The organism is Pseudomonadota bacterium (assembly GCA_039033415.1).
Taxonomy (GTDB): domain Bacteria; phylum Pseudomonadota; class Gammaproteobacteria; order Xanthomonadales; family SZUA-38; genus JANQOZ01.
On record JBCCCR010000002.1, the window covers coordinates 282,159 to 307,300 of the forward strand.

A 25,142-nucleotide genomic window follows, 5' to 3' on the forward strand; every position below is an offset into this window, starting at 1 on the left:
CTGCGCCAAGCGGCGCGGGCCACGCGGCCACACTCACATCGGCAACCCACCAAAAGGATTTCCTTAAACCAGCGCTTGCTGAGACACCACATTTTTGGGCAGACGCCGCTTTTTGCGTGCAAACCGCCGAAATTAACCCTCCACCACTTTTTCTCCTCGTTGCTCAATCGATTCTCGAACGCTCGAAAGCCGTTGTTTTTGATTGATTTTTTTCGTTTCTGCCCAGTAGATGGATTGTTGGCACAGGCCTTGCGACATGTCGGACAGCATCGACACCGACAGGAAGTCAGTCATGAATTGTTATCTGGTCACCGCCACCGCAGCCGTCGCGCTCTCGGTCGCCTACCAGGCGCTAAAGCCGCAGTCCGAAGGAGCCGCTGACCCGCGGACCACCATCGCCGCCGCCAAGCAGCTACAGACACCAGGTCCGGTGGCTTCCCGGCAAACGGCCCTTAGCGCTGCCGTTGAGGCTTCGACCAAGGCGGCGACCGAGCGGCCGGCATCGTCTTTAGTCGTGAGCCCGGTTGAGTTCACGGCGCCGGCGATTGCGGCACCTGAGCGGCCCAGCGTCCCGGCTATTCCAGCGCCGCCGGCCGGCCAGTTTCATGCCGTTTCGCAGCCGGAGCAGGCGGAACTGGTGGTTTCCTACAAGGCAGAATCTTTCGATGCCATCGCTTGTCAGGTCAACGATCTCGGCGGTGAGGTCATCCGCCAGTTCGGCACGCTGAACATGGTTGAGGTCAGGCTGCCGGCACAAACCGAAGAGCTGCTGCTGGCCAGCAATGACGTGGTCGGCTTTAGCGCCAACGATTCGGTGGCAGCCATGTCGCGCAGCGCTCGCGCTGCCGTTAACCTGCCCTCAGCGTCCAGTCCCAATGCGTTTCCGGCCAGCAATGTCGGGGTAGCGGTCTTGGATTCTGGCGTTGCGCAGCACAGCGATCTCGACGTGGAGGATCCGGTCGAGATTATTCCGGCCACCAACGCCCTGCAGCGCTTCGATAGCTTCGCCAGCAATGGCTACGAAGCCAACGAAGGGGACGCACTGTTCAATTGGCGGTGGCATGAGGATCATGACGACAACAGTCCGCACAGCGGCGACGTACGCCTGGTCTACGATCCGGATCACGACTACGTCGCGCGGCTAAAAGTCGACGATGGCTATACCACCCTGAGCCGGCTGGTAAACCTGGACGGCGCGCGCACCGCGTATCTCAGCTTTGACTGGCGCGCTCATCATCCCGAAGGTGCCCGAGACGGCATGCTCGACGTCTGGCAGTGGTCGGCGAACGCCGGCTGGTCGGTGATCTACCAGTTCCCGATCGATAAGAGCACCGACTTCACCAACGCGGAAATCGACCTGACACCCTACATTGCCGAAGAAACCAACATCGGTTTCGGTTTTAACGGCTTTGACGACCAGTACGTCGAGATCGACAACGTGGCCGTGGTGTCCACTCAGCTGAGCGGTGGCTTTTCCGATCGCTTCGACAACCGCTCCTACAGCAACCAGGACGGCGTCATGAACTGGTCATATTCCTGGGAGGAAGACCAGGACGACAACCATCACAATCGTGGCGACATCCGTCTGGTCAGTGACGGCAACGGCGGGTTTTTTGCACGCCTGGGCCATTCACCCGACTGGAATGCGATTAAGCGCGCGGTCAACCTGAGTGGCGTGCAGTCGGTGACCCTGCGCTTCGACTGGCGCGGCACTGCACCGAGCGGCAGCAACAATCAGGCTGGCGTCGACATCTGGGGCTGGTCCAACCAGCACGGCTGGACGCCGCTGGACCGCGTCTATCCCCAGGGCAACAGCGACTGGACGACTCACGTGGTCGACGCTTCGCAGTTCGCCGGCGAGCACTACGTCCAGTTCGGCTTCAGCGCCTGGAACATGGTGCCTGGTCAAAGCTTCGATCTGGACAACGTCTCGGTTGACGTAGACGTCGCCAGCAGCTCGCAGCACGATGGTTTTGGACACGGCACCCACGTCGCCGGCGTGATCAGCGGCAAGGGTGACTACGCGCCCAGCCAGGACTTCAAGGGTGTTGCGCCCGGCGCCAAGATCCATCCGGTGCGCGTGCTGGACAGCACGGGCCGAGGAACCGTTGCTGAGGTGATCTCGGGGCTGGAATGGGTGCTCGAAAACGCTGACGACCGCAACATTCGTGTCGTCAATCTGTCGCTCGGCAAGCCGGTCAACGAATCGGCGGAAACCGATCCGCTGGTTCAAGCCGTGGAGCGCGTCTGGGACGCCGGCATCACCGTGGTGGTCTCCGCGGGCAACTTCGGCCGGGAGGGTCACTTCACGATTACCAGCCCGGGTAACTCCCCGAAGGTGATCACCGTGGGATCCATTACGGATAACGGTACCACCAGCTTCGGTGACGACTACACCTCAACCTATTCGTCGCGAGGCCCGACGGCCATCGACCACTTTCTCAAGCCCGATCTGGTGGCTCCCGGGAACAAGTGGGTGGCCTCGGTCAGCCTCGGGGACAAGCTGACGTCCGACCTGTCGGAGCGCCTCGAGGGATGCTCGGACTGCGACGACAACTACATGGAGCTCTCCGGCACCAGCATGGCGGCCGCAGCCGTCTCCGGCGCCGCTGCCCTGATGCTATCGAAGGACCCGAGCCTGGAGCCTGCGACCGTCAAAGCTCGCCTGATGCGCTCTGCCCGCAAGGTGAATGAGGACCCGACTTACGCCGGCGCCGGGGTGCTGGACGTGCAGGCAGCCCTGAACGAAGGCGGGTTTGTCTTCAGTGACGCACTGTCACCCAAGATGGGCCGCTCTGACGAGGGTGAGGTGATCACCATTCAGGACACCGCCCTGCTGTGGGGTGACGAGGTCTGGGGCAACGGCTACCTGTGGGCCAACGGTTACCTCTGGGCCAACGGCTACTCAGCCTCTGACGGCTACGTCTGGTCCGACGGTTATCTCTGGGCCAACGGCTATCTGTGGGCTAACGGCTATCTCTGGGCCAATGGCTATCTCTGGGCCAACGGCTACCTTTGGGCCAACGGTTACCTCTGGGCCAATGGCTACCTTTGGGCCAACAACGTGGTCAACGCCAACGCGCTGTATCAGCACCGCGGCAACGGCCTGGAGCTCAACGACGATTGATCAACTTTGGGTGCATTCATGCACCTCACCAGGCGCAGCGGAGCATCACCCCGCACCGCTGCGCCGCCTTTCTGAGAGGAGGCGCTGGCGAGCGCATATGAACTAGGAGGAGGCACTGGCAAGTGCCGCAGCAACAGCGCCGCGAGCTTTAACGCTCGCGGCGTTTTTTTATGCCAGCCAGCGCACCAGCGTCTTCGCCTCGGTGCCCGGCGTTGGGTCCGACAGGTCCAGCACCTCAACCTGCGACACCCGCGCGGAGACCGTCTCGGTTGCATCCCGCAGCGGATCGTCAGCGTGGGTCAGCAGGCAGGCGGGTACTCCCAGCAGCGCCAGCCGCTCGATGATGGGGTGGCGGAACACGGCGTGATAGGTTTTGTGGTAGTGGGTCAGGTTTTTCAGCAGCCCAACCACCAGCGTGTGCAGAAACTCAGGCTCGAGGTGACCACCGAATCGGATATGGGCGGGCGTCTTGCGGAAGTGAGGATAGAAGATCATCTGGTCCCGAACGTAGTGAAACGCCCAATTGAACTGTCCCCCGATGTCGTCGGGCGCCTGCGGCGGCGCGTAGTGTGTTAAGAATTCTTCGCGCTCCTCGTCCGAGAGAACCGCAATTCCGTGCATCGCCAGGTGAGCCACACGCTCGGGCTGCGCCAGGGCTAGCTCGACGCCGATGTGAGAACCCGTATGCGTTCCGTAGACGTCACAGCGTTCAATATGGAGGGCAGCTAGGAATCGCGCCATGCTGTCGGCGTAGTCCGGGAGCGCGGGTGAGTCCTGCAGGGGCGGGGCCGAGTCGCCGTTGCCCAGGGTGTCGGGCGCAATCACGCGACGGGTCTGGCCCAGCTCCATCATCAGCGGCTCGAGAAACACCGAGCTGGCGGGTGAAGCGTGCATCATCAGGATCGGCAGGCCTGGCTGATCTGCGCCAGCCTCGCGGTAGTGCACCAAGCCCTCTGCGAGCCGGACAAAGTGACGATCGATGGTGGTCATGAGGATGTCTCCTTAAGCGCGGCGTCAGTTTAGGGGCAATCGCAGCAGCTCGGCATGATTTTGCTGCATGGAATCATCCGTAGAATTCGTTTGTCAGAGGACCTGGGGAGAGTTACAACACCCTGGGGCTCTGCGCCCGAGCAAGGTTATGTTGTGAAACAATTCGATCCGCTGTTTGAAAATACTGACGATACCGATCCAGAAGAGACGCAGGACTGGCTGGACTCATTGGCGTCGGTCATCCGCCACGCCGGACCTGAGCGTGCCCGCTTTCTCATGGGCACGCTGGACGCCTACGCCCGCGAGCAGGGTGTGGACGGGCCGCCCGCCCGCTTTTCCGCTTACCTGAACTCTATCGACCTGCACGACCAGCCGCCCTACCCGGGCGACCTCGCGATCGAGCAACGGCTCACCGCCATGATGCGGTGGAACGCGCTGTGTATGGTCAGTCGGGCCAACAAGGCCCACGCCGAGCTCGGCGGGCATATCGCCACCTATGCGTCGGCAGCGGAAATCTTCGAGACCGGTTTCCATCATTTTTTCCGCGGCCCGGAAGCCGCCGGCGGCGGCGACCTGGTGTTCTACCAGCCGCATTCCTCGCCCGGCATTTATGCACGCTCTTTTGTCGAGCGACGTTTCGATGAGGACAAGCTGCTCAAGTTTCGCCGGGAAGCCGCCGGCCAGGGCCTGAGCGCGTATCCCCATCCGTGGCTGATGCCGGACTACTGGCAGTTCCCCACCGGCTCCATGGGCATCGGCCCGCTGGCAGCGATTTACCAGGCGCGCTTCATGCGCTACCTGCACGCGCGCGGCCTGGCCGACACCACTGGACGGCACGTGTGGGGTGTCTTCGGTGACGGCGAAATGGACGAACCGGAGTCGCTTGCGGGGCTCTCCATAGCCGCCCGCGAGCGGCTGGACAACGTGACCTTCATCGTCAACTGCAACCTGCAGCGGCTGGACGGACCGGTGCGCGGCAACGGTCAGATCATTCAGGAGCTGGAGGCAACGTTTACCGGCGCCGGCTGGCGGGTGATCAAGGTTCTGTGGGGCTCAGACTGGGATACCTTGTTTGCCGCCGACACCGATCACGTGCTGGCCAAACATTTTGCCAACACGGTCGACGGTCAGTACCAGACGCTGGGCGCCAACGACGGCCAGTACAACGTCGAGCACTTTTTCTCCCTCGATCCAGCGCTTCGCGAGCTGGTCGCCCACCTGTCCCCGGACGAGATCAACCAGCTCCACCGCGGCGGTCACGACCCGAAGAAGCTTTTTGCCGCCATGGCGCAGGCGCGCTTGCCTTCGGATCAGCCGACGGTGATCCTGGCCAAGACCAAGAAAGGTTTTGGTATGGGCACGGTCGGCGAATCGAGGATGACCAGCCACCAGCAGAAGAAACTGGGCTCGGAAGACCTCCTGGCCTATCGGGATCGCTTCGATCTGCCCCTGACCGACGATCAGGCGGCCAGCATGACCTTTTACCGCCCCGAAGCGGGTACCGCCGAGTACGAATACCTGATGGAGCGACGCCGCAGCCTCGGCGGGTTCCTGCCGCAGCGCCGCCGCCGCTCGGTGCCGCTGCCGGTACCGGAGCTCAAGGCCACCGCCGACTTTGCGCTGGCCGGCAGTAAACGTCCGGTATCGACCACGAGCGTCCTGGTGCGGCACCTTTCCAAGCTGTTAAAAGACCCAGAGCTCGGCCCGAAGATCGTCCCGATTGTGGCCGACGAGGCGCGCACCTTCGGCATGGCCGGTTTGTTCAGGCAAATCGGCATCTACTCACCGGACGGCCAGCAGTATCAGCCGGAAGATCAGCAGTCGCTGATGGTGTATCGCGAGTCGCGCGACGGCCAGCTGCTCGAGGAGGGCATCACCGAGGCTGGCGCGCTGTCATCCTGGAGCGCCGCGGCCACCGCTTACAGCACCCACGACCTGGCGCTCCTGCCGATCTACATCTTTTACAGCGTGTTCGGCTTCCAGCGGGTGGGGGACCTCATCTGGGCCGCCGCCGACCAGCGGGCCCGCGGTTTTCTGATCGGTGCCACGGCGGGTCGCACCACCCTGTCGGGCGAGGGGCTGCAGCACCAGGACGGCACCAGCCAGCTCATCGCGGCAACGGTACCAGCGTGCCGGGCTTACGACCCAGCGTTCGGCTACGAGGTGGCCGCAATCTTCGATTACGGCGCGCGCCGCATGCTGGAGCAGACCGTCGACGAGTTTTACTACCTGACCGTCGGCAACGAGAACGTCGAACAGCCCGCTATGCCGAAGCACGTCTCTCCCGAGCGGGTCATTTCCGGCCTCTACCGTTATGCGCGCCTCGGACCCGAAGGCGAAACGCAGGTGAGGGTTGTGGCCAGCGGGACCATTTTTATCGAGGCGTTGGCCAGCGCTCGCTGGCTGGCCGAGGCTGGGATTCGCGTTGAGCTATTCAGCCTCACCTCAGCCAGCGAAGTGGTTCGCGATGCCGCCGAGGTGGCGCGACAGCGTCGGCACGGCGGGCCCAAAGATCTGACGAGCACGCTGGAACGGGAGCTGGCGGGTTCAGCTCCGGTGGTCGCGGTAACTGACTACGTGAGAGCGGTCGTGGAGCCGCTCGGGGCCTATCTGGAGTGCCCGTTTGTCGCGCTGGGTACCGACGGTTATGGCCGCAGCGACACGCGCCGCGATCTGCGAACCTTCTTTGAAGTCAGCCGGGACCACCTGTCGCTCTGCGCGCTGGATGCCGCCCGCCGATCGGGCTCGCTCAGCGGGGCGAATTTTGAGCGACTGACCCGCGACCTGACCCTTTCCGACGCCGAAGCTGCACCGTGGCAGGAACGGTCCGGGCCCGATCAGTCTGGCTAGCCTGCTGGTCCTGGGAGGCTAGACGCCGTCCGGGTTCGACTGGGCTAGCTCTGCACGGTGGGCGTCCGCGAGCTCAGCCAGCGAGTTGAACATGAAATCCGGCTGTGGTGCGTCGGCGAGATCCAGCGTCGCACCGGGCCCGGTCTTGTCGAAACGGCGGTGGATCCAGCATCGCGCTAACCCCAGCTTCGCCGCCGGCTCATGGTCGTGATACAGGCTCTGAGCCGTGTGCAGAATCTGATCCCGACGGGTACCCATGGCCTCGAGGTGCTCCAGCATGTACTGGAAATTCCGCTCGTCCGGCTTGTAAGAGCCGATATCCTGGGCCGTAAACACGGCGGTGAACGACGCCCGTAGCTTTTTTTCCGTCTCCGCAAACAGGTTGTTGTCGACGTTTGACAGGATCACTAGCTGGTAGTGTTCCGCCAGCTGGGTCAGCGCGTCCACGGTGTCGGAAAACGGGTCCCAGCGGCCAACGCTGCGGCCGTATTCGAGACACTCGTCCCAGCTGACTCGGATTCGCCAGCGTTCCGCCAGGCGCCGGTAAACCACCGCGAGCGTCTCGGCATACGACATCGTTGGATTAGCCTGCTGCTGCCGCGTTTCCTCTTCACCGTGCGCCGCCAGAATGTCGTTGCGGTCCGGCGCGGGCGACACTTGATAGGTCAGCGGCATCAGCGCGTCGAGCATGCCGGTCTCCCAGTCGATCAGCGTGCCGTAGCAGTCAAAACTTAACGTTGTGAAGTCACTGAGCTTCATCAGGCCACCCTCGCCTCGGCGGCGCTCAAGACGTCTCGGATCTTGTCGATAGCCGAAGCCAGCGCTTCGCTCGTCACATCGAGATGCGTCACCGCCCGGATCTCTGCTCCTGCGTCTCCCAGCGCTACCCCCTGTTGCATCAGCGTAGCGATCAGCTCGCCGTGGCTAATCAGACCCGGGTCGACGCGAAAGAACACCATGTTGGTTTCCGGCTGAGGGTTTGTGACGAGAACGCCCGGCATCCCGGCCAGGGCCTGCGCCAGCACTCGAGCGTGATGGTGATCCTCAGCCAGCCGCTCGACGTGGTGTTCCAGCGCATGCAGGCAGCCCGCGGCGGCAATCCCCGCCTGACGCATGGCGCCGCCAAACGCCTGCTTATATCGTCGAGCCTGGTCCACGAAAGATTGGCTGCCCGCGAGCACTGCACCGATCGGTGCACCAAGCCCTTTGGTGAAATCGATCCAGACGCTGTCCATCAGCCCGCCGAATCGGCTGGCCGGCACGCCGCTGGCCACCGCCGCGTTCAGCAGCCGCGCCCCGTCCATATGGATGGGCATGCCGAGGGTCTTCGCCGCTCCGGCAACTGAGGTCAGCTGGTCTTCGGTCCAGACACAGCCGCCACCAAAGTTATGCGTCTGCTCGACGCAGACCAGCCCAAGGGGCGCCGCGTAGGGTTCGGGACAGGCCTGGGCCCGGGCGCGGGCCTCGTCAAGCTGCTCGGCGGTAAAGATCCCCCGCTCGCTGTCGACCGGCTCCAGCATCACGGACGAGGTGATCGCCGCCCCACCGGACTCGGCGCGGAAAATATGCGACATCGTGTCGGCAAACACGACATCGCCGGGCCGGGTGTGAACCTTGATCGCGATCATGTTGCACATCGTTCCCCCGGGCAGCCACAGGGCGGCCTCCTGGCTCAGCAGTTCGGCGGTGCGCGCGAGCAGCCGGTTAACCGTAGGATCTTCTCCTTTCTGCTCATCCCCAACCTCGGCGCGAGCGATCACCTCCCGCATAGCGGGCGTGGGTTGGGTTTCGGTATCGCTGACCAGTGGGATCATCGGGTTACATCATCAGGTTATCGGCGGATGCCAGAGCCGCTGAGTTTAACTCAGTCAAACCCCGATCAGAGCTCCTAAGAGGTCAGTTGGCGGATGAGCGCCTGCGGCCGAGGTGAACGGTTTGGCAACCGGCGGCGTGATATAAGCCCGTCACCTTTCCGAATTTCGACACACACCCGTGACAAACCGAGCCCCCGCCACTGTTGTCGACGATCCCCCAGGCTACCTGCTGACGCCAACACCGTGATCTACCTTTCGGTCTTCGGTGCGGCCTTTCTTGCGGCAACAATCTTGCCGTTCTCTTCGGAAGTGCTGGTGGTAGGCGCCGTGCTCGGCGGTGCCTCGCCGCTGCTGCTGTGGGCCGTTGCCAGCGCCGGCAACACACTGGGTGCCGTGCTGAACGCTATCCTGGGCAGGCTGCTGCCCCGAGGTCGGGTCGGGCGACTACTGGGGCTGAAGCCCGAACAGTTCACCAAAGCGGAACAGTGGTTTCAGAAATACGGCCAGTGGAGCCTGCTGCTGGCCTGGGCGCCTGTCGGCGGCGACGCGCTCACCGTGATCGCCGGTATCCTGCGCGTGCGTTGGCTACGGTTTGTGGTGCTGGTCTTCGCGGGCAAAGCGGCTCGCTATGCGGTGGTCATCTGGCTGGCGTCGCGCGGTGCTGGCGCCTAGCACCGGTTGTACGCGTTAGCGTGACAGCACTTACGATGCTGAGTGCGGGATGATCTCCAGCTTGTCCAGACGGTAGCCCAGCGCCTCGGTTCGCTCCTTGAGCTTCGCCAAGGCCTCCTCGCTGATGTGCTGATCGCGCGTCATGATCCACGCGTAGTCGCGCTTTTCCCGAGCGATGATCGTTTCGCGATAGTCATCGTCCAGATACCCGATTCGGTAATCAGACTTAAGTGGCCAGAGAAACTGCATGCGCCATATCGCGTTCCCCGTGCCTGCCGTCACGAAACCTTTTGCCAGCATCACCTTTTCAGGGCCGTCGAGGCTACCTTTGTTGTAACGGTAGTGCGCGTCGACCCGCGCTTCACTGACCCGCGTATAAGTCTCGACCGCGTTGAACGCGCCGCCGGTCAGCGGCGGCGGGATATGCGCCTGGACAAACCAGGCACCCATAAACCGATCCAGATCGACGTCTGCGGCAACGGGCAGCGGCTGCGACATCAGCCGGCCGGGTAGGTATAGCTGGCCTGGATGCCCAGGGGCAGGCCCAGCGCGTAGTAGACCAGCAAAAATACCGTCCAGCTGCAGATAAACCAGAGCGAGTAGGGCAGCATCATGGCGGCCAGCGTGCCGATGCCGGTGCTTTTTACGTAGCGCTGGCAGTAGACCACCACCAGCGGGAAATACGGCATCAGCGGCGTGATGATGTTGCTGCTGGAGTCGCCGACCCGATAGGCGGCCTGCGTCAGGTCCGGGGAAATGCCCAGCGTCATCAGCATGGGCACAAAGATCGGTGACAGCAGGCCCCACTTGCCGCTCGCGGAACCCACAAAAAGGTTTACGAAGGCGGTCAGCAGCACGATTCCTACAATGAGAACCGACGGAAACTGGTCGAGCTGCTTGAGGGCTTCGGCGCCCTGCAGCGCGAGCAGTGTACCCAGGTTGGACGCGCCGAAAGCATAGACAAACTGCGCGATGAAAAACATGATGACGAGGTAATACGCCATGGCGTGCATGGCCTGCGTCATGCCTTCGATCATGTCCTTGGAGCTCTTGAAGCTGCCGGAGACGTAACCGAAAACCACGCCCGGCAAAAGAAACAGGAAGAAGATCAGGGCTACAATCGACCGCATGATCGGCGCCGTAAAACTTGCCAACGCGCCGTTGGCGTCGCGCCATGGCAGCCAGTCAAAGGCGATGGACAGACCGAGCAGCACCAGCCCGCCCACCATCACCAAGAGCGCCCAGAGCAGTCCCTTACGCTCGTTGTCTTTAAGGTCGTGCATCTCCGGCAGACCTTCCTCGTCACCGTCGATCTCCACCCCGGCGAGACGGGGCTCGACCATCCGGTCGGTGATCCACCAGCCCAGGCAAATAATCAGCACCGAAGAGGCGGTGGTAAAGAAATAGTTGTTGAGCGTGTTGACCGCGATGTTCGGATCGAGCAGCTGGGCGCCGCTTTGCGTCAGCCCCTGCAGCAGCGGATCAAGGGCGCTGGGCACAAAGTTCGCAGAAAAGCCCCCGGATACGCCCGCAAAAGCGGCTGCGATGCCCGCCAGCGGATGGCGGCCAGCCGCATAAAAGATCACGCCACCGAGCGGGATCACCAGCACGTACCCGGCGTCGACCGCCGAGTGCGAAACGATTCCCACTAGAATCACCATCGGTGTCAGGAGCCAGCGTGCGGTCACGTTCAGAAGGGCCCGGATTCCCGTGGTAATGAATCCGGAGTGTTCCGCTACACCGATGCCGAGCATCGCCACCAGCACCGTCCCGACCGGCCCAAAGGTGACAAAATTGGTGACCAGCCCAGTCAGGAACGCGGTGATCGCTCCGCCCGACAGCTGGTTAATGATCTGAATCGGCTCCCCGGAACGCGGATCGACCACCGAGAAGCTGACGTAGGACAGGAGCCAGGACAGGAGCCAGACGATAAACAGTAGGCCCACGAAGAGCATCGCGGGGTCGGGCAGCTTATTGCCGATACGCTCTACGGCACCGAGAAAACCGCGGGCTTCGACAGCCTGACTTTGCTCCGACATGAACTCTTCTTCCCTTTGGGCGTGCGCGTAAGTGTACTGGATATACAGCGCGGAGCTACCGCCACGCCGATACTCATCGCGAACCCTGCAAGAGCGGTCGGCGTTGACGCAGGCCCGGGCACGCGGTGCAATGCGTGACGCCGCCCGCCTTCGGATTTGCCATGCCCCTGGATATCGATTTTGTCCGCAGCTGTTTCCCCGCCTTCGCCGAACCGTCGCTCGCGGGCTGGGCTCATTTCGAAAATGCCGGCGGCTCCTATGCGTGCGGCACGGTGATCGAGCTGCTCCAGCACTACTACACGGCGATGAAGCTACAGCCGTACGCGTGGTCTGAGGCGTCCCTCGAAGCGGGTCGGCGCATGGACGCGGCGCGCGAGCGAATGGCCGCGTGGCTCAACGTCGCCCCGGATGAGTGTCACTTCGGTCCGTCGACCTCGCAGCAGACCTATGTGCTGGCTCAGGCGTTTCGTCGGTACTTCAAGTCAGGCGATGAGGTGATCGTCACCAACCAGGACCACGAGGCCAATATCGGCGTGTTCCGAAGACTGGGTGATGAGGGCTTCACCGTGCGCGAGTGGCAGGTGGATCCGGAAACCGGCGAACTAGATCCTTTGATCCTCGACGAACTCCTTAACGACCGGACGCGCCTGGTGTGCTTCACCCATGCGTCCAATATCGTGGCGAGCTACAACCCGGTGCGCGACATCGTCGACCGGGCGAAGGGCGCCGGCGCAATCACCGTGGTGGACGGCGTGTCCTACTGCGGTCACGGCCTGCCGGATGTGGCGGCCCTCGGCGCCGATATCTACCTGTACTCGCTATACAAGGTGTACGGACCCCACCAGGGGGTGATGACCCTGAAACGGGAGCTGAACGACGCATTGCCCAACCAGGGACATTTTTTCAATGACGCCAAGCCAACTGCGCGGATGCTGCCGGCGGGTCCGGACCACGCGCAGATCGCGGCCAGCAATGGCGTGATCGATTATTTTGAGTCCATCCACGCACGGCACGGCGGCACGCCCAACGCCTCAGCGTTGGAGCAGTCAGCCCATGTGCGGCAGCTTTTTCAGGATCACGAGCATCACCTGCTGCAGCCGTTGCTGGACTTCCTGGACGCCCATCCGCGAGCCCGGCTGATCGGTCGGACGCGCGCCGAAGAGCGAGCGCCAACGGTGGCTATCGATCCCGACCGTCATCCTGTCGAGCTGGCTGAAGCGCTGGCGGAGCGAAAGATCGGCGTCAGCGCGGGCCACTTTTACGCGCACCGTTTGGTCGAGGCGCTCGGGCTTGATCCGGGACGCGGTGTGCTTCGCTTGTCTTTTTTGCACTACACCGACGAGGCGGAGGTCGAGCGGCTGATCGGTGCGCTCGAAGAGCTGCTCTAAGGATAGCTTGCTGTAATTAGAGCAATCGTTTTGGCCGACGCCGGACCGCCAGTAAACTACCCCCATTAAGATTTCGGCGGCCGCTCATGAACACCCTCTCCAGGCTGATACTGATTCTAACGCTCGGCCTGGCGCTTGCCCCGCTTCAAGCCCAGGAAACCTCCCAGCTGCAGGCGCTGGTGGATGTGTTTAGTGATCCGGGGGACGCTGTCCGGGCGGAACTGATCCAGGGTGTGGTGGTGCTCAACGGCGAGTGGCGAGACGACCCAACGCCAGCCGGTCTGCAGGAGGCCCTGCGCAGCCAGCCCGGCATCGTTGCTATCCGCGATAACACCACGCTGGCCGCTGCACCGGCGGGCCTTGAGCCCACCGTCACCCGCTTTCAGCAGATGCTGAACAAGCTCCTGGCCTACCTGCCACTGGCCGGTACGGCGCTGGCGATTGTGATTGGCTTCTGGCTGCTGTCGGGTACGGTTCGATGGGTTGAACCGGGCCTGGGCAAGGTGCTGCGCAACGCCTGGATTCGGCGCCTGGTGGTACAGCTGCTGCAGACCGCCATCGTCATCGCGGGTATTGTGCTGGCGCTGGACACGCTGAACGCCACCGCCCTGGTGGGCAGCATCTTGGGGGCCGCAGGTATTGTCGGCATCGCGGTTGGATTTGCCTTCCGCGACCTCATCGAAAACTATATCGCCAGCCTCATGCTCGGGATTCGCCAGCCGTTCCGGCCCGGAGATCACGTTGATATCGAGGGCCGCGAAGGGATTGTTGCCACCCTCACTACGCGGTCGACCATTCTGATGACCTTCGAGGGCAACCGCCTGCGGATTCCGAACGGTGAAGTCTTCAAGTCGACCATCATGAACTACTCCACCCATCCCGAGCGGCGGTTTTCTTTCACTGTGGGAGTGGGATACAGCGTCGATCTCGCGGCCGCCATCAATCTGGGGGTTGAGATCCTTCGGTCCAGCGAAGGCGTCATCGAAGACCCGGCGCCTGCGGGCCGCGTATCCGCGCTCGGCGACTCGACGGTCACCCTCACCTTCTTCGCCTGGGTGAACCAGGATCAGGCGGATTTCGGCTGGGTGCGCAGCCAGTGCCTGATCCAAGTCAAGCAGGCCTTTGAAGCACATCAGCTGGACATGCCGGAGCCCACCTATAATCTTCGGATTGCCTCGAAGAGGGAAGACGACCAGCCACCGCCGCGGGAGGCCCCAGCGGCACCGGAGAAGCTGGAGCCAGAGCCAGCGCCAGCGGATGAGTTCGCCAGAACCCAGGCCGCTCTGGAAGCGGAGCAGACCGAGGATAGCCTGATCGACTCAGACTCCGACGAGGGCCAGCTAGACGGCTGACGTCTGCGGCCCGCCCAGCAAAACCACCCAGCCGAGAGCCAAACGTATGCCCGTCACGTTCAGCACGCCATCACACCCGCGGATCATGCAGCTTGATCATGTCGCCCGCAGCCTGCTCCGGATGATGGGGCAGACCGACCTTGTTCCGGGCGCCCTGCGCGCCGAAAACGTGGCGGCTGCCGCCGAGCAGCTGCGCGAGGCTCTGGCCGCACAGGCACCACCGGAAGACGACGGAGGCAAAAGCTCGGATTCGGACAGCGAACCCAAGGTGAGTAGCCAGATGCGCGCCCAGCCCCTGCTCGACCTGCTGGATGCGGCCGCAGCCCGCGGCGATCACGTTATGTGGGAGTAGGGTTCGACGCCTTGGAGGCCAGCAGCACCCGACAGGCGGTCGATTTAATCAGGAGAAATACGGTGTCGCCGCGCTTGAGCGCGAGTTCATCGAGCGACCGGCGGGTGATCTCCACGCGGATCGCGGCTTCAAGGCCGTCTACGCTGGCCTCCACCATCGCCAGCTCGCCAGCTTCGACCACGTCCGCGACGGTAGCCGGCAGGGTGTTCCGAGCGGAGGTCAGACCCGGGGCGAGCGTGGTCAGCGTGACGCTTCGAGCCGGAATGGTTAGCAGAGCCTGACCGGCCGGCGCACCGGCTCGACCTGGTACCCGCAGCGTGGGGCCAGCGGCACCCAGCGACAGCAGCATCTCCGCGTCTTCGTCGCCGGCGACCCGGCAAGGAAAGACGTTGTCGTAACCCGGCAAATCGTTCCGAATCCCGTCGCCGGCCTCGAGCGCCGCTTCAGCCAAGACCTCGGCCGGTTTGCCGTCAGCCGTCAGCCGTCCCTGGTCGAGCATCAGCACCCGCTGGCAGCACGCCTGAAGCTCGGTCGAATCGTGGGACACCCACAGCGTTAGCAGTCCGCGTTCGCGCAGCCAGCGCCCGAGACCGCGCCAGATGCGCAGCCGTCGCGTCGGGTCAACAGCGCTGAGCGGTTCGTCCAGCAGCAGCAGCCGGGGGTCAGCACAAAGCGCTCGCGCAAGCGCCACTCGCTGGCGCTCGCCACCGGAAAGGGCGTCGCTGTCCCGCCCCACCAGGTCCTCGAGCTCCAGCATCCGAATCAATCGTTCGCGATCGCTGGCTTGCAGCAGTCGCCGACCCGCCGTGAGCTGGCGAGCCACCGATCGGCCTGGAAACAGGAGACTCTCTTGGGGTACGTAGCCGATGTGCCGCGCCTCCGGCGGCAACAACGTGCCGTTGCTGCTGTCCTGCCAGAGCTCACCACCGAACGCTAAGCGTCCCGTTGCGCCCGGCTCCAGACCGGCTACCAGGCGCAGAATCGTGCTTTTCCCCGAACCCGACGGGCCGGCAAGCCCGATAACCCCCTCCTCGAGTTGGCAGGACAGCTCGATGGTCAAGTTCCCGATGCCCAGCGTCAGCTCACTCAAGACCAGCGCTGTATCAGGCATCAAGCGTGCCGCCGCTTCTGGGTGCGGCTGATCAGCCATTCTGCGGTCGCCAGCGCAGCAAAACCGAGCGCGAGCGCCACGCCGATCAGGATCGCCGCGTCAGTGTCTTTGCCCACCTGCTGGGCGGCATAGATCGCGCTGGCGAGCGTCTGCGTTTGAAAAGGGATGTTGCCGGCGACGGTCACCGTAGCACCAAACTCGCTGGCCGCCCGCGTAAATCCCATGATGGCTGCCGCGCTTAAGCCCCGACTTGCCAGCGGCAGCACGGTGCCAACGAAGGTTTGAAGCGCGCTGTGTCCGAGCGTGCGGGACACCTCCTGCAGGCGCGGATCAACCTGCTCCAAAGCGGCTTTGGCGGTTCGCAGCACGATGGGAAAGGCCATCACGCCAGCAGCGATCACCGCCGCCTGCCAGGTCAGCAGCCAGCTCGCCGGAAGACCCAGCACGGTGGTGCCCGTCGGGCCATCGACTGCGAGCAGTTGCAGCAGCACAAAACCCACAGCCGTCGGCGGCAGCACCATCGGTAGACTAAGCAGAATGTAGATGAGGCGAGCGCCGATACCGTCTCGGTTCGCTAGCCAGCGAGCCAGCGGCAGCGCAACCGCGAACGCCAGGACGGTTGCCAGAGTCGCAATCTTGAGCGTCAGCCATAGCGCGCTCAGCACCGTGGCACTCATCGTACCCAGCGCTCCGCGGTGCGTCGCCGAGCCCGGCATAACTGCGTGTTAAGCTGCGCTGGCCGCAGAGGCGAGCGGGTCATGACCCGCACCACAGCGTCAACGACACGGGCAGGATGCTAAAAAATTCTCTGGCCATGAGGCCGCCATCTTACCGCTTCCTGCCGGCGTTGCTCCTCGCGCTGGCGCTCTGCGCCTGCGGCCCAACGGCGACGGAGCGACCGCTGCAGCTCTTTGCCGCCGCCAGCCTGGGTGAGATGGCCGCAGAGCTTGCCACCGCCTACCGCCGAGAACACCCCGAAACCGAGCTCCGCCTCAACCTCGCCGGTTCCAACGTGCTGGCCAGGCAGATCGGCAAAGGTGCCACAGCGGACGTGTTCATCAGCGCCAACAAAGACTGGGTTGACCGGCTGGACCGGGAGGGCCTGCTGGTCACGAGTCGACGGTCAGAACTGCTGGCCAACCGGCTGGTGATTGTTGCCAACCGGAATTCGGACTGGTCGCTGGCACGTATCGATCAGCTTCCCGAGCTGGCCTTTCGCTATCTGGCTTTAGCCGACCCGCAGGGCGTGCCGGCGGGGATCTATGCGCGACAGTTCCTGGACTCGATCATGCTAGACACCGGGACGTTGTGGCAGGCACTGACCGATCGCCTTGCGCCGGCGGCGGACGTCCGGCGTGCTCTAGCGATGGCGAGCGCTGATCCGTCTGTCTTGGCGGTTGTGTACGGCACCGACGCGGCAGCCGCACCGGACCTAAGGGTTCTCTTCGCCGTACCCGAAGATGCGGTGGTCATCCGCTACGAGGCGGCGCTCATCCAACAAAGCCGGCCACACCCAGCGGCTGAAGATTTTTTTGCGTACCTTTCCACCCCCGACGCCAAAGCGATTTATCGCCGCTTCGGTTTTCTAGAAGCGATGCCCTGACGGGCCATCAAGGCCGCTGCTCATCCCGCGCCTCGGCGACGAGCGCTATCACTTGATCCACTACCGTTGTCCAGTCTCCTGGCGTTGCCTGACGAACCAGCCGAACGCTCGGATACCACGGCGAGGATTCCCCTTCGCGCTGCCACCGCCAGTCGGGATCTGAGTTGAGCATGATGAGGGTGGGTATGCCCAACGCGCCAGCGACATGACCGACGGCGGTGTCCACCGTGATCACCAGATCCAGCTGCTCGATCAGCGCCGCCGTGCGGGCATAACCGGGCAGCTCCGGTTCGAGATTGATCACCTGGCGTGCGCTGAGCCAGCTAACCTCGTCGCTGCTGACCGGCATCTGCAGCGAGTAGAAACGGATATCCGCCAGGTCCAGCAGCGGCCCAAGCTGATCCAGCGCCATCGAGCGGTGATGGTTTTCTTTGTGAGTCGGCGAGCCGGACCAGCAAAAGCCAACTCGGAAAGCACCCTCGAGGCGACTCACGGTCGTCTGGGCGGGGACCGTCAGATAGCGCCGCGGTGCCGGCAGGTTATCCAGCGTGATGCCAAGCCAGCGCGGCAGACTCATGAGCGGGCAATAGACGTCAAAGCGGTCGGCCGGTATCTGGCCAGGGACGCGGCTCTCGGACACCCCCTCAATTTCCGCCACCAGCGGCGCCAGGTTTTCCGGCCCCACATAGATCAGTTCCCGGCATCGCTTCGCCGCCAGCGGCAGAAAACGCACGAACTGAACGTGGTCTCCATTGCCCTGCTCGCTGTGCACCAGAAGGCGCTGGCCGCTGATGTCTTCACCCTGCCAGCAGGGCTGCTGACACTGAAAGGGCACAAACTGTGGCGTCTGCCAACGCCAGTCATAAGCCTCCCAGCCGCGCGCGTAGTCGCCCTGCTTCAGCAGCACGATCCCTCGATTGAAGTGCGCCAACGCAAACTGACTATCGGTGGCGACCGCCGCTTCGAGCCAATGCATCCCCCGGTCGAAATCGCCGAGGCGTGTGTACGCCAAACCCAGGCTGTTCATAGCCTCCGCGTTGTCGGGCTGACTCTCGACAACCTGCTCGAGCACCGCTACCGCGTCGTGCCAGCGCTCAGCGTCCACCAGACATAGACCAAGCTGATGCTGGGTTCGAGGATGCTCAGGGTAGTCGGCCAGCAGCTGCCGATAGGCCTCAATCGCCCGGTCGAGGTCACCGTCCAGGTGCTGCCGCGTGGCCTGCTCGAGCGCCTGCGCTACCGGGTCCGGCGGCGCTAAGTCCTTCAGCACCTCGTCCGGCAATTCATAGGAGGTCGCCAACACCGGACTGTCGGCATCGAGCAGCACCGGCCAGCGATGCGGGAGCACCTTCACCTCAAACACTTCCTGAACGTTGCCGGTGAACTGCAGAAACGCCACGGTCTGGCCGCTGCTGATGTCCAAGACCCAGACGCCGCTTTTGCGTTCCGCCACGCGCCGCGTCAACGGCAGCCCCGCAAAAACGGCGCTCTCGCGGACCTGAGACAAGCCGATCAGCGCGTAGCGATCGATAAAAGCCAGGCCTCGGGCGAAGCCCGGCAGCTCGGCCACCACTTCCGCCGGCCGACCCGGGTCGGCGCACATCAGCTGACCCGCCCCGGACGACAGAAACCACAGCTTATTGTGGTACCACCGTGGCGAATGAGGCATACAGAGCCCGGCAGCCAGCACCTCGTTGCTGACGATATCCATGATCTGTCCGCCGGACACCTTTTTTGCGCGCCAGCCGCCGGGCTTGTCGGAGGCGCCCAGCATACTCACATAGCGGGGTTTCCCTTCGCGCATGCCCAGACCATTCAGATGGCAACGGTCGCTAAGCTCATAGGCGCTGATAAACGGCGGCCGCCAGCGTGGCGTAAAGGAATAGGCGGTTTCCGCCACGGCCAGACACGACATCCGCGTGTTGACGAACCACAGCTCGCCCTCCCCGTCGTAGGCCATTTCGTGGATGTCGATATCGCCGGTGATGTTATTGGCGCGCGGCAGGTAACAGGCATCCTCGCTGCCATTGGGCTGGAGCTTTTGCGCCACCGCCGGCAAATTTCGAAAGACCGTAATCGAGCTCGCGCCGCCGACGGCCAGCTGCCCGGGCTTCAGCGCCAGCCCCATGGGTTTGGCAAAGCTGACAAAGTGGGTGTTGACGCCCCCGCTGCCATCCTGGGCCTGCGGGCGAACCAGGACGAGCTGTCCGGCCTGATAGGTCGACACCAGCAGCGAGCAGCCGGCCTGGTGCAGCAGCTGAGCAAAAGAGTCGGTGGACTGGCTGGAATACGACTGTGTCATAAGAAAGGCTGGTTCGGGTCCAAGCGATGGTAGGAGCGGCCTGTACCTTGGTCAATGCAGCAAACCCTTACGTTGCACTCACCTATGGGTATAAGTGCCTATTGTCGCTAGGTGCGGCACTGACTCTAATGAGCGGCTCAAACGGGGATACCCGCCGGAGGTTGATGAAACGCCAGGCGGGGACATACTTAAAGCACCAGTCAGCGACCGGGGGCGTGATCAGCTGAAAATCGGGAAAGCCACATGCTGAAGTCGCTGCAGCAGAGCCTGCGAGACATCACGCCCATTATTCTGGTGATCGGCTTCTTCCAGCTGCTGGTGCTGCAGCAGCCTTTCCCTAACCTGCTGGAAACCTTAGCCGGGCTGCTGCTTGTGGTGCTGGGCCTGTCGCTGTTTGTTCAGGGACTGGAGCTGGGCCTGTTTCCGATCGGCGAATCGATGGCGCATAGCTTCGCCAAGCGCGGCAGCGTCGTTTGGCTGCTGATCTTCGCGTTTGCTCTCGGCTTTGGCACCACCGTCGCTGAACCTGCGCTGATCGCAGTGGCCGCCGAAGCCGCCAGCGTCGCCGCCGAGGCGAGCTTTATCGAAGGGACCGAAGAGGCCATGGACAGCTACGCCCTGGGCCTGCGCTTGACCGTGGCGATTGCGGTCGGGGCGGCGATCCTGATCGGTGTACTGCGAATCCTGCGCGGCTGGCCCATCCAGTACCTGATCATCGGAGGTTACATCCTGGTCGTGGCGATGACCGCCGTGGCGCCCAAAGAGATTGTCGGTATCGCCTACGATTCCGGTGGCGTCACCACTTCAACGATTACCGTTCCTCTGGTCACCGCTCTGGGCGTCGGGCTGGCCAGCAGTATCCGTGGCCGCAATCCGATGATCGACGGCTTTGGCCTGATCGCGTTTGCCTCGCTGACGCCCATGGTTTTTGTCATGGCCTACGGCATGCTGGTATGACGGACTGGCTACTGGAGCTGCTGGACGTATCGCTGTCCACCGTCCGCGACGTCACGCCGATTGCCGCGATTATCTTCGGCTTCCAGGGCCTGGTGCTGCGACGCCGGATTCCGAATCTGAAAAATGTGCTAACCGGCTTTGTGCTGGTGCTGCTCGGCCTGACCCTGTTCCTGGTTGGCCTGGAGCGCGCGCTGTTTCCCATCGGCCGGGTGATGGCTACCCAGTTGTCCGACCCGGAGTTCATCAACACCAGCGCCGGTTCCCTGATCGGCTGGCAGCGCTACTACTGGATCTATATCTTCGCCTTTGCGATCGGCTTTGCCACCACGGTCGCCGAACCGGCGCTGATCGCGGTGGCGATGAAAGCCAGCGAGGTTTCCGGCGGAGCGGTCAAGGTTTGGGGGCTGCGGGCCGCCGTGGCGCTCGGCGTTGCGGTGGGTATCGCCCTCGGAGCGTGGCGTATCGTCACCGGGCTGCCGCTGCACTACTTCATTATCGCGGGCTACATTATCGTCATTATTCAGACGGTCTATGCGCCGCGTATGATCATTGCCCTGGCCTATGATTCGGGCGGGGTGACCACCTCCACCGTCACGGTGCCGCTGGTAACAGCCCTTGGGCTGGGTCTTGCGGAAACGGTGCCGGGCCGCAGTCCGCTGCTGGATGGGTTTGGGCTGATCGCCTTCGCCAGCGTGTTCCCCATCATGACGGTGATGGGTTATGCCCAGCTGGCCCAGTTCCAGGAAGCGCGTGCCCGCCGAGCGAAAGAAAGAGGATAGTCTGATGAAATTCAAACTGATCATGGCGTTGGTTGAAGACGGTCGCACGGAGGCGGTTATTCACGCCGCCAGAGAGGCGGGCGCCACGGGCGTGACGGTGCTGAACAACGCACGGGGAGAAGGGCTGACACCTCAGAAGACCTTTTTTGGCCTCTCCCTGGAAACGCAGCGTGACCTGCTGCTGATGGTTGTCGGCGAACAGGAGTGTCGTGCCGTCCTGGACACGATCAACACGGTCGCCGAATTTGACACGCATTCAGGTGCAGGAATCGCCGTGCAGATCGACGTTGAGGACACAGTCGGAGTGGCTCACCAGGTGCAGGCGCTACGCCAGAGCCACGGCGACACCAACGGCAGCGACGCCGCCTGAGGGAACCCGGCCCGGCGGCCGCCTCAGGCCGTCGCGGTCATCCGCATTCAAGCCCAACCGGCACGGTCAGACGGGACAGCGCCAGCGTAGCGGCGGGAAAACCGAAAGGCTCGCCGTTATATTGCACCTGCCCCTCGCTGCACCCCAGATTCAGCAGCAGTTCACCCCAGGGCTCCAGGACCAGATCATCGGGATCAAAGTCGGGGCCAAAACGGGGTCCGCGGGTCGCAAAGGTATCCGCGATGGACAGCGTGCCGTCCACCACCTCTCCGGCGCCGAAGAACCAGGCCTGCCGGCCCTCCAGGTCGTAGGTGAACCAGTAGACCAGCGCCTGCTGTCCCTCCAGCACCTCCACCACAAATCCGTGGCCGGACTGGTCCGGGTTGAACCAGGAACCGGTCGAAAGAGCGACACCGGCCGGGGCGGGCGTCGAACCGCAGCCGAGACCCTCAACCCGCGACAGCCGTTCGAGCGAAAGGCGCCCCTTTTTACCGGGCAGCTCATATACCATCGTCCCGCTATCGCAGCTGTTGTAAACAAAACTGGCGCTGCCCACAACCTCCCGCTCAACCTCAGCGGGATCAAAATCCGGCCCAAACCGGCCTCCGCGGGTCACCACCAGCTCAGGGAACACCAGCCGATTGCCCCGCACTTCCCCGCTGGCCACATACCAGGCCTGGTTGCCGTCTACGTCATAGGTAAACCAGTACATCACCGCCCGGCGGTCAGCCAGGATTTCCAGCACAAAACCTTCCCCGGTGTTGTCCTCATCAAACCAAGCCGCGGTGGTACCGGGTTGGATCAAAAACGGTTCAGCGACCTCGTTGCGGCTGACCTCAAACGAAACCGTACTGTCAGCCCCGCCGCTGTCACCCGCGCGGCCGTTCTCGTCTTCGAGAAAAGACCAGCCGCCGTCAGCCCAGCCGATCGGTGTGCCGGGGTTGGCATCGAGGCCGTGGCCGGTCAGTCCCAGCGTGCGGTGGCTCAAAGTCACCTGTCGAGTGTCCTCGATGGCAGCGAGGTTTGCGGCGCTGCCGGGAAACACCAGATCGACCACCAGCGCGTCTTCCTGATAGCGGAAGTAGCCCTCGGGCGCGTCGCCCGGCTGGCTCGCCCAGCGCGGATTGCCGACACTGGCGGCAATCGGGTCCGCCACCGCGGCAAAACGCTGCTCCGTAGCGAGCGTGCTGGCCGGCTGGCCCGGGAAGACCACTGTCTGCCCCGCGTCTCGCCAGCGCATCGGGCGGTCGTGTGCAATCCACAGCGTGTATTCCCGATCGAGCACCAGCGGCGCCAGCTGTTCCACGTAGAGGTCTCGGGAGGTGGCATCCACCGGATCCCATTCAGCCTGGAACACCAGTGCATCAGTGGCGCGATCGACAACGCGCACCGCCGCCACGGACGGCGGGCCGGCCTGGTGAAAATAGGCGGCCAGGAAACTCTGTGACAGCTCGCTGCGCACCCGGCGGATCTCGGACTCGGGCAGGATGAATCCGTCATGGCAGTTGCGGCCCAGGCCTCCGTAGTCGGCGCCACAGCCCGGTGGATTGCCAGGAAATGCCGACTGACCGGCGGTCGGCTCAACCTCAACACCCCAGGCGACGATGCCAAGCTCCTGGGTGAAATACTCGTTGCTGAGCCCGAAACCGGAGTTGATGTTGCTGAGCGGGCTTCGATCGAAAAGGTATAGGGATCCGCCGGGCAACGCCGCGTTGTGATTGGACATCACGTCAAGCACGCTCACCGTGTTGTTTGTGAGGCGTACGTTGTCGCTGCGATTGAAATAAAACACCTGCGAGAACGAATGCACATCCGTATAGGCCCGAAGCTGCTCGGCAGGCCCCAGTTCGACGGCGCTCAGCAGCGCCTGTAGCTCAGGCTCAGAATGTGGGAATGCCCCATGGTGCACCAGCGAGCGTTCGTCTGACGACGAACGGTTCGGATTGGTTGCGTGGAAAGGCGGGCTGTTGCGATTCAGATCAACCCCCAGCAGGTGATCGTCGCGGCTCTCGAGATCCTCGTCGACCCCAGGCATGTTCTTGCGTCGCATCCGCCCATCCCGAGGCGCCGGTGACGGGTCGTCAGGCAGGTCAAAGGGATCGGTACGCAGCCAGTTTTCTGTCGGGAAACGCTGAGTTTGCAGAAATCCGTCCACGTTCATCACCGGCAGCACGATGATGTTGGTATTTTCCAGGAGATAGTCGTGGAAGTAGTTGTCGCCCTGATTGTCAGACAGCCGCTCCATCACGGCGGTCACCACCTCTGGGGTCTGCCACTCTCTGGCGTGGATCCCGCCGTTCGTCAGCATGGCGGGTTCCGCCAGCAGGTCTCGCGTCAGCGGGTCTGGATCACTCAGACGATAGCCCCAGATCTCCCGACCGTTGTCGGTCTGGTCCAGCACAAATCCTTCGATCCGAGTACTGCCGTCCGCCAGCGCCTCGTGACGCTGCCGCAGCCCGGCATAGGTCCGAAAGCCGTCGAAAGGCAGCGGCGTGTCCACCGGCACCGGCACCGGGTAGCCGAGTCCAAGCACGCCGTCCGCTTCGGTCCACCGTTCGATTTGCCCATCACTTCCTTTGGGCCAACCCTGGTGCGCACCAGGACCGGCAGTCGCATTCAGGAGCCCCTCGAGCATCGCTGCGGTCGCCGGGCGGGCACCGGAGCGCGTCAGCTTCAGCAGCCGCTTGCGCTCTTCGTCCGGCAGGCTCGCGGCGGATCGGCGGGCCAGGACGGTCACCTCCGCACCCCCACCCTGCCTGAGGGCCTCGGACAGCGCCGCCAGATCCCCTAGCGCCAGCGCCGCTTCGCCGATCGGCAGCGTCAGAGCGGGTTGATCCACGAGCCGAGGCAGCCCTAGCGCCAGCAGTTCGCGCATAAACTCCTCAGAACGACCGCGCAGCGCGTCGCTCAGGCCGCGTCGACCGGCTGACCCGGCCGTGAGAAACGCTTCCAGCCACGCATCCGCTGCTGGCATTGTGGTTCCGGCGTCGAGTGCCGAACGATAGCGCCACCGATGTAACGAACCCGCCGCGGCCGCGCGGACCGGGTAAAGCGGGACGCCCATGCCCGGGAGTTCTTCGTGCGGCACGAGCACCCGAGCCTCATGCGCCAGCAGCATCGCGATAGCCGGATGGTGACCGCTGAGGTCGCCGCCCAGCGGCGGCACGTCTTTCAGGCCCTGCGCCAGCTCGAGCATCAGCCGCTCACGTACCGGCGCAGGCAGCGAAGACTCGCGGGCGAGCGAGTCGAGGGAGGCTGCCAGCTCATCGGGATTGGTGCGCGCAAGGTCCAGCAGCTTTGCGAGTTGTTCTTTCGTCGAGAAGCCGCGCTCAACGGCGAACGCCTGTTCCCGCGTCCAGTTCGGCGCGGTGAGTGGATTGCTGAGGGCAATCGTCGGACCCAGGGCAAGGCACAGCAGCAGGTATAAGTTGTTCAT

20 protein-coding genes are annotated in these 25,142 nt (G+C 63.4%); 10 read left to right on the forward strand and 10 right to left on the reverse strand.

All coding sequences use genetic code 11. The annotated features are described in order from the left end of the window. Positions 1–132: 132 nt before the first annotated feature. The gene (locus tag AAF358_02765; GenBank protein MEM7704443.1) at positions 133–294 is read right to left on the reverse strand and encodes a hypothetical protein; all 162 of its coding nucleotides are present in this window, start codon (positions 292–294) and stop codon (positions 133–135) included. On the opposite strand from AAF358_02765, the gene AAF358_02770 reads away from it, so the two are divergent. Next, positions 293–3,127, forward strand: coding sequence for a S8 family serine peptidase (locus tag AAF358_02770; GenBank protein ID MEM7704444.1), 2,835 nt, complete (start codon positions 293–295; stop codon positions 3,125–3,127). The genes AAF358_02765 and AAF358_02770 overlap by 2 nt on opposite strands. A 168-nt stretch (positions 3,128–3,295) precedes the next feature. Here AAF358_02770 and AAF358_02775 read toward each other — a convergent pair whose 3' ends face one another. Then, complete coding sequence (locus AAF358_02775; protein MEM7704445.1) at positions 3,296–4,117, reverse strand: alpha/beta fold hydrolase; 822 nt, start codon at positions 4,115–4,117, stop codon at positions 3,296–3,298. 153 nt (positions 4,118–4,270) lie between these two features. Between AAF358_02775 and aceE the strand changes: the two genes are divergently transcribed. Further along, positions 4,271–6,967 carry a pyruvate dehydrogenase (acetyl-transferring), homodimeric type gene (aceE, locus tag AAF358_02780; protein ID MEM7704446.1) on the forward strand — a complete coding sequence of 899 codons (2,697 nt, stop codon included), beginning with the start codon at positions 4,271–4,273 and terminating at the stop codon, positions 6,965–6,967. Positions 6,968–6,985: 18 nt separating this feature from the next. Here aceE and AAF358_02785 read toward each other — a convergent pair whose 3' ends face one another. Further along, on the reverse strand, positions 6,986–7,726 hold the full coding sequence (locus AAF358_02785; protein MEM7704447.1) for a haloacid dehalogenase type II: 741 nt from the start codon (positions 7,724–7,726) through the stop codon (positions 6,986–6,988). Next, on the reverse strand, positions 7,726–8,781 hold the full coding sequence (locus tag AAF358_02790; protein ID MEM7704448.1) for a threonine aldolase family protein: 1,056 nt from the start codon (positions 8,779–8,781) through the stop codon (positions 7,726–7,728). The genes AAF358_02785 and AAF358_02790 overlap by 1 nt, the downstream gene beginning before the upstream one ends. Positions 8,782–9,024: 243 nt before the next feature. Between AAF358_02790 and AAF358_02795 the strand changes: the two genes are divergently transcribed. After that, positions 9,025–9,453: a YqaA family protein gene (locus tag AAF358_02795; GenBank protein ID MEM7704449.1), complete on the forward strand. Its 429-nt coding sequence runs from the start codon at positions 9,025–9,027 to the stop codon at positions 9,451–9,453. 30 nt (positions 9,454–9,483) lie between these two features. Here the strand turns inward: AAF358_02795 and AAF358_02800 are convergent, their stop codons facing one another. Continuing rightward, positions 9,484–9,951 carry a lipocalin family protein gene (locus tag AAF358_02800; GenBank protein MEM7704450.1) on the reverse strand — a complete coding sequence of 156 codons (468 nt, stop codon included), beginning with the start codon at positions 9,949–9,951 and terminating at the stop codon, positions 9,484–9,486. After that, on the reverse strand, positions 9,951–11,492 hold the full coding sequence (locus AAF358_02805) for an AbgT family transporter (GenBank protein ID MEM7704451.1): 1,542 nt from the start codon (positions 11,490–11,492) through the stop codon (positions 9,951–9,953). Before AAF358_02805 ends, AAF358_02800 begins: the two co-directional genes overlap by 1 nt. A 161-nt stretch (positions 11,493–11,653) precedes the next feature. On the opposite strand from AAF358_02805, the gene AAF358_02810 reads away from it, so the two are divergent. From AAF358_02810 to AAF358_02820, 3 genes are all read left to right on the forward strand, one after another. Continuing rightward, positions 11,654–12,880 carry an aminotransferase class V-fold PLP-dependent enzyme gene (locus tag AAF358_02810; protein ID MEM7704452.1) on the forward strand — a complete coding sequence of 409 codons (1,227 nt, stop codon included), beginning with the start codon at positions 11,654–11,656 and terminating at the stop codon, positions 12,878–12,880. Positions 12,881–12,966: 86 nt separating this feature from the next. Next, positions 12,967–14,232: a mechanosensitive ion channel family protein gene (locus tag AAF358_02815; GenBank protein ID MEM7704453.1), complete on the forward strand. Its 1,266-nt coding sequence runs from the start codon at positions 12,967–12,969 to the stop codon at positions 14,230–14,232. A 46-nt stretch (positions 14,233–14,278) separates the two neighbouring features. Next, complete coding sequence (locus AAF358_02820; protein MEM7704454.1) at positions 14,279–14,584, forward strand: DUF1840 family protein; 306 nt, start codon at positions 14,279–14,281, stop codon at positions 14,582–14,584. On the opposite strand, the gene AAF358_02825 is transcribed toward AAF358_02820, so the two are convergent. After that, on the reverse strand, positions 14,571–15,695 hold the full coding sequence (locus AAF358_02825) for an ATP-binding cassette domain-containing protein (protein ID MEM7704455.1): 1,125 nt from the start codon (positions 15,693–15,695) through the stop codon (positions 14,571–14,573). The genes AAF358_02820 and AAF358_02825 overlap by 14 nt on opposite strands. Then, complete coding sequence (locus AAF358_02830) at positions 15,695–16,372, reverse strand: ABC transporter permease subunit (GenBank protein MEM7704456.1); 678 nt, start codon at positions 16,370–16,372, stop codon at positions 15,695–15,697. Before AAF358_02830 ends, AAF358_02825 begins: the two co-directional genes overlap by 1 nt. 137 nt (positions 16,373–16,509) lie before the next feature. Between AAF358_02830 and modA the strand changes: the two genes are divergently transcribed. After that, the gene (modA, locus tag AAF358_02835) at positions 16,510–17,298 is read left to right on the forward strand and encodes a molybdate ABC transporter substrate-binding protein (GenBank protein MEM7704457.1); all 789 of its coding nucleotides are present in this window, start codon (positions 16,510–16,512) and stop codon (positions 17,296–17,298) included. 7 nt (positions 17,299–17,305) lie between these two features. Here modA and AAF358_02840 read toward each other — a convergent pair whose 3' ends face one another. After that, the gene (locus tag AAF358_02840; GenBank protein MEM7704458.1) at positions 17,306–19,600 is read right to left on the reverse strand and encodes a TIGR03032 family protein; all 2,295 of its coding nucleotides are present in this window, start codon (positions 19,598–19,600) and stop codon (positions 17,306–17,308) included. 243 nt (positions 19,601–19,843) lie between these two features. On the opposite strand from AAF358_02840, the gene AAF358_02845 reads away from it, so the two are divergent. Genes AAF358_02845 through AAF358_02855 form a run of 3 tightly spaced genes read left to right on the forward strand, consistent with a single transcriptional unit; the run spans position 19,844 to position 21,706 of the window. Further along, entirely contained in the window at positions 19,844–20,557 is a 714-nt protein-coding gene (locus AAF358_02845) for a DUF1538 domain-containing protein (protein MEM7704459.1), read from the forward strand. Continuing rightward, a complete protein-coding gene (locus tag AAF358_02850; GenBank protein MEM7704460.1) occupies positions 20,554–21,336 on the forward strand; it encodes a DUF1538 domain-containing protein in 783 nt (260 codons plus the stop codon). The genes AAF358_02845 and AAF358_02850 overlap by 4 nt, the downstream gene beginning before the upstream one ends. A gap of 4 nt (positions 21,337–21,340) precedes the next feature. Next, complete coding sequence (locus AAF358_02855) at positions 21,341–21,706, forward strand: P-II family nitrogen regulator (protein MEM7704461.1); 366 nt, start codon at positions 21,341–21,343, stop codon at positions 21,704–21,706. A 37-nt stretch (positions 21,707–21,743) separates the two neighbouring features. Here the strand turns inward: AAF358_02855 and AAF358_02860 are convergent, their stop codons facing one another. Further along, on the reverse strand, positions 21,744–25,142 hold the full coding sequence (locus AAF358_02860; protein MEM7704462.1) for a M14 family zinc carboxypeptidase: 3,399 nt from the start codon (positions 25,140–25,142) through the stop codon (positions 21,744–21,746).

Coding starts and splice junctions, on each gene's coding strand:
- AAF358_02770 (MEM7704444.1), top strand. CDS start 293: ATGAATTGTTATCTGGTCACCGCCACCGCAGCCGTCGCGCTCTCGGTC.
- AAF358_02765 (MEM7704443.1), bottom strand. CDS start 294: ATGACTGACTTCCTGTCGGTGTCGATGCTGTCCGACATGTCGCAAGGC.
- AAF358_02775 (MEM7704445.1), bottom strand. CDS start 4,117: ATGACCACCATCGATCGTCACTTTGTCCGGCTCGCAGAGGGCTTGGTG.
- AAF358_02785 (MEM7704447.1), bottom strand. CDS start 7,726: ATGAAGCTCAGTGACTTCACAACGTTAAGTTTTGACTGCTACGGCACG.
- AAF358_02790 (MEM7704448.1), bottom strand. CDS start 8,781: ATGATCCCACTGGTCAGCGATACCGAAACCCAACCCACGCCCGCTATG.
- AAF358_02800 (MEM7704450.1), bottom strand. CDS start 9,951: ATGTCGCAGCCGCTGCCCGTTGCCGCAGACGTCGATCTGGATCGGTTT.
- AAF358_02805 (MEM7704451.1), bottom strand. CDS start 11,492: ATGTCGGAGCAAAGTCAGGCTGTCGAAGCCCGCGGTTTTCTCGGTGCC.
- AAF358_02810 (MEM7704452.1), top strand. CDS start 11,654: ATGCCCCTGGATATCGATTTTGTCCGCAGCTGTTTCCCCGCCTTCGCC.
- AAF358_02815 (MEM7704453.1), top strand. CDS start 12,967: ATGAACACCCTCTCCAGGCTGATACTGATTCTAACGCTCGGCCTGGCG.
- AAF358_02820 (MEM7704454.1), top strand. CDS start 14,279: ATGCCCGTCACGTTCAGCACGCCATCACACCCGCGGATCATGCAGCTT.
- AAF358_02825 (MEM7704455.1), bottom strand. CDS start 15,695: ATGCCTGATACAGCGCTGGTCTTGAGTGAGCTGACGCTGGGCATCGGG.
- AAF358_02830 (MEM7704456.1), bottom strand. CDS start 16,372: ATGAGTGCCACGGTGCTGAGCGCGCTATGGCTGACGCTCAAGATTGCG.
- modA (MEM7704457.1), top strand. CDS start 16,510: ATGAGGCCGCCATCTTACCGCTTCCTGCCGGCGTTGCTCCTCGCGCTG.
- AAF358_02840 (MEM7704458.1), bottom strand. CDS start 19,600: ATGACACAGTCGTATTCCAGCCAGTCCACCGACTCTTTTGCTCAGCTG.
- AAF358_02845 (MEM7704459.1), top strand. CDS start 19,844: ATGCTGAAGTCGCTGCAGCAGAGCCTGCGAGACATCACGCCCATTATT.
- AAF358_02850 (MEM7704460.1), top strand. CDS start 20,554: ATGACGGACTGGCTACTGGAGCTGCTGGACGTATCGCTGTCCACCGTC.
- AAF358_02855 (MEM7704461.1), top strand. CDS start 21,341: ATGAAATTCAAACTGATCATGGCGTTGGTTGAAGACGGTCGCACGGAG.
- AAF358_02860 (MEM7704462.1), bottom strand. CDS start 25,142: ATGAACAACTTATACCTGCTGCTGTGCCTTGCCCTGGGTCCGACGATT.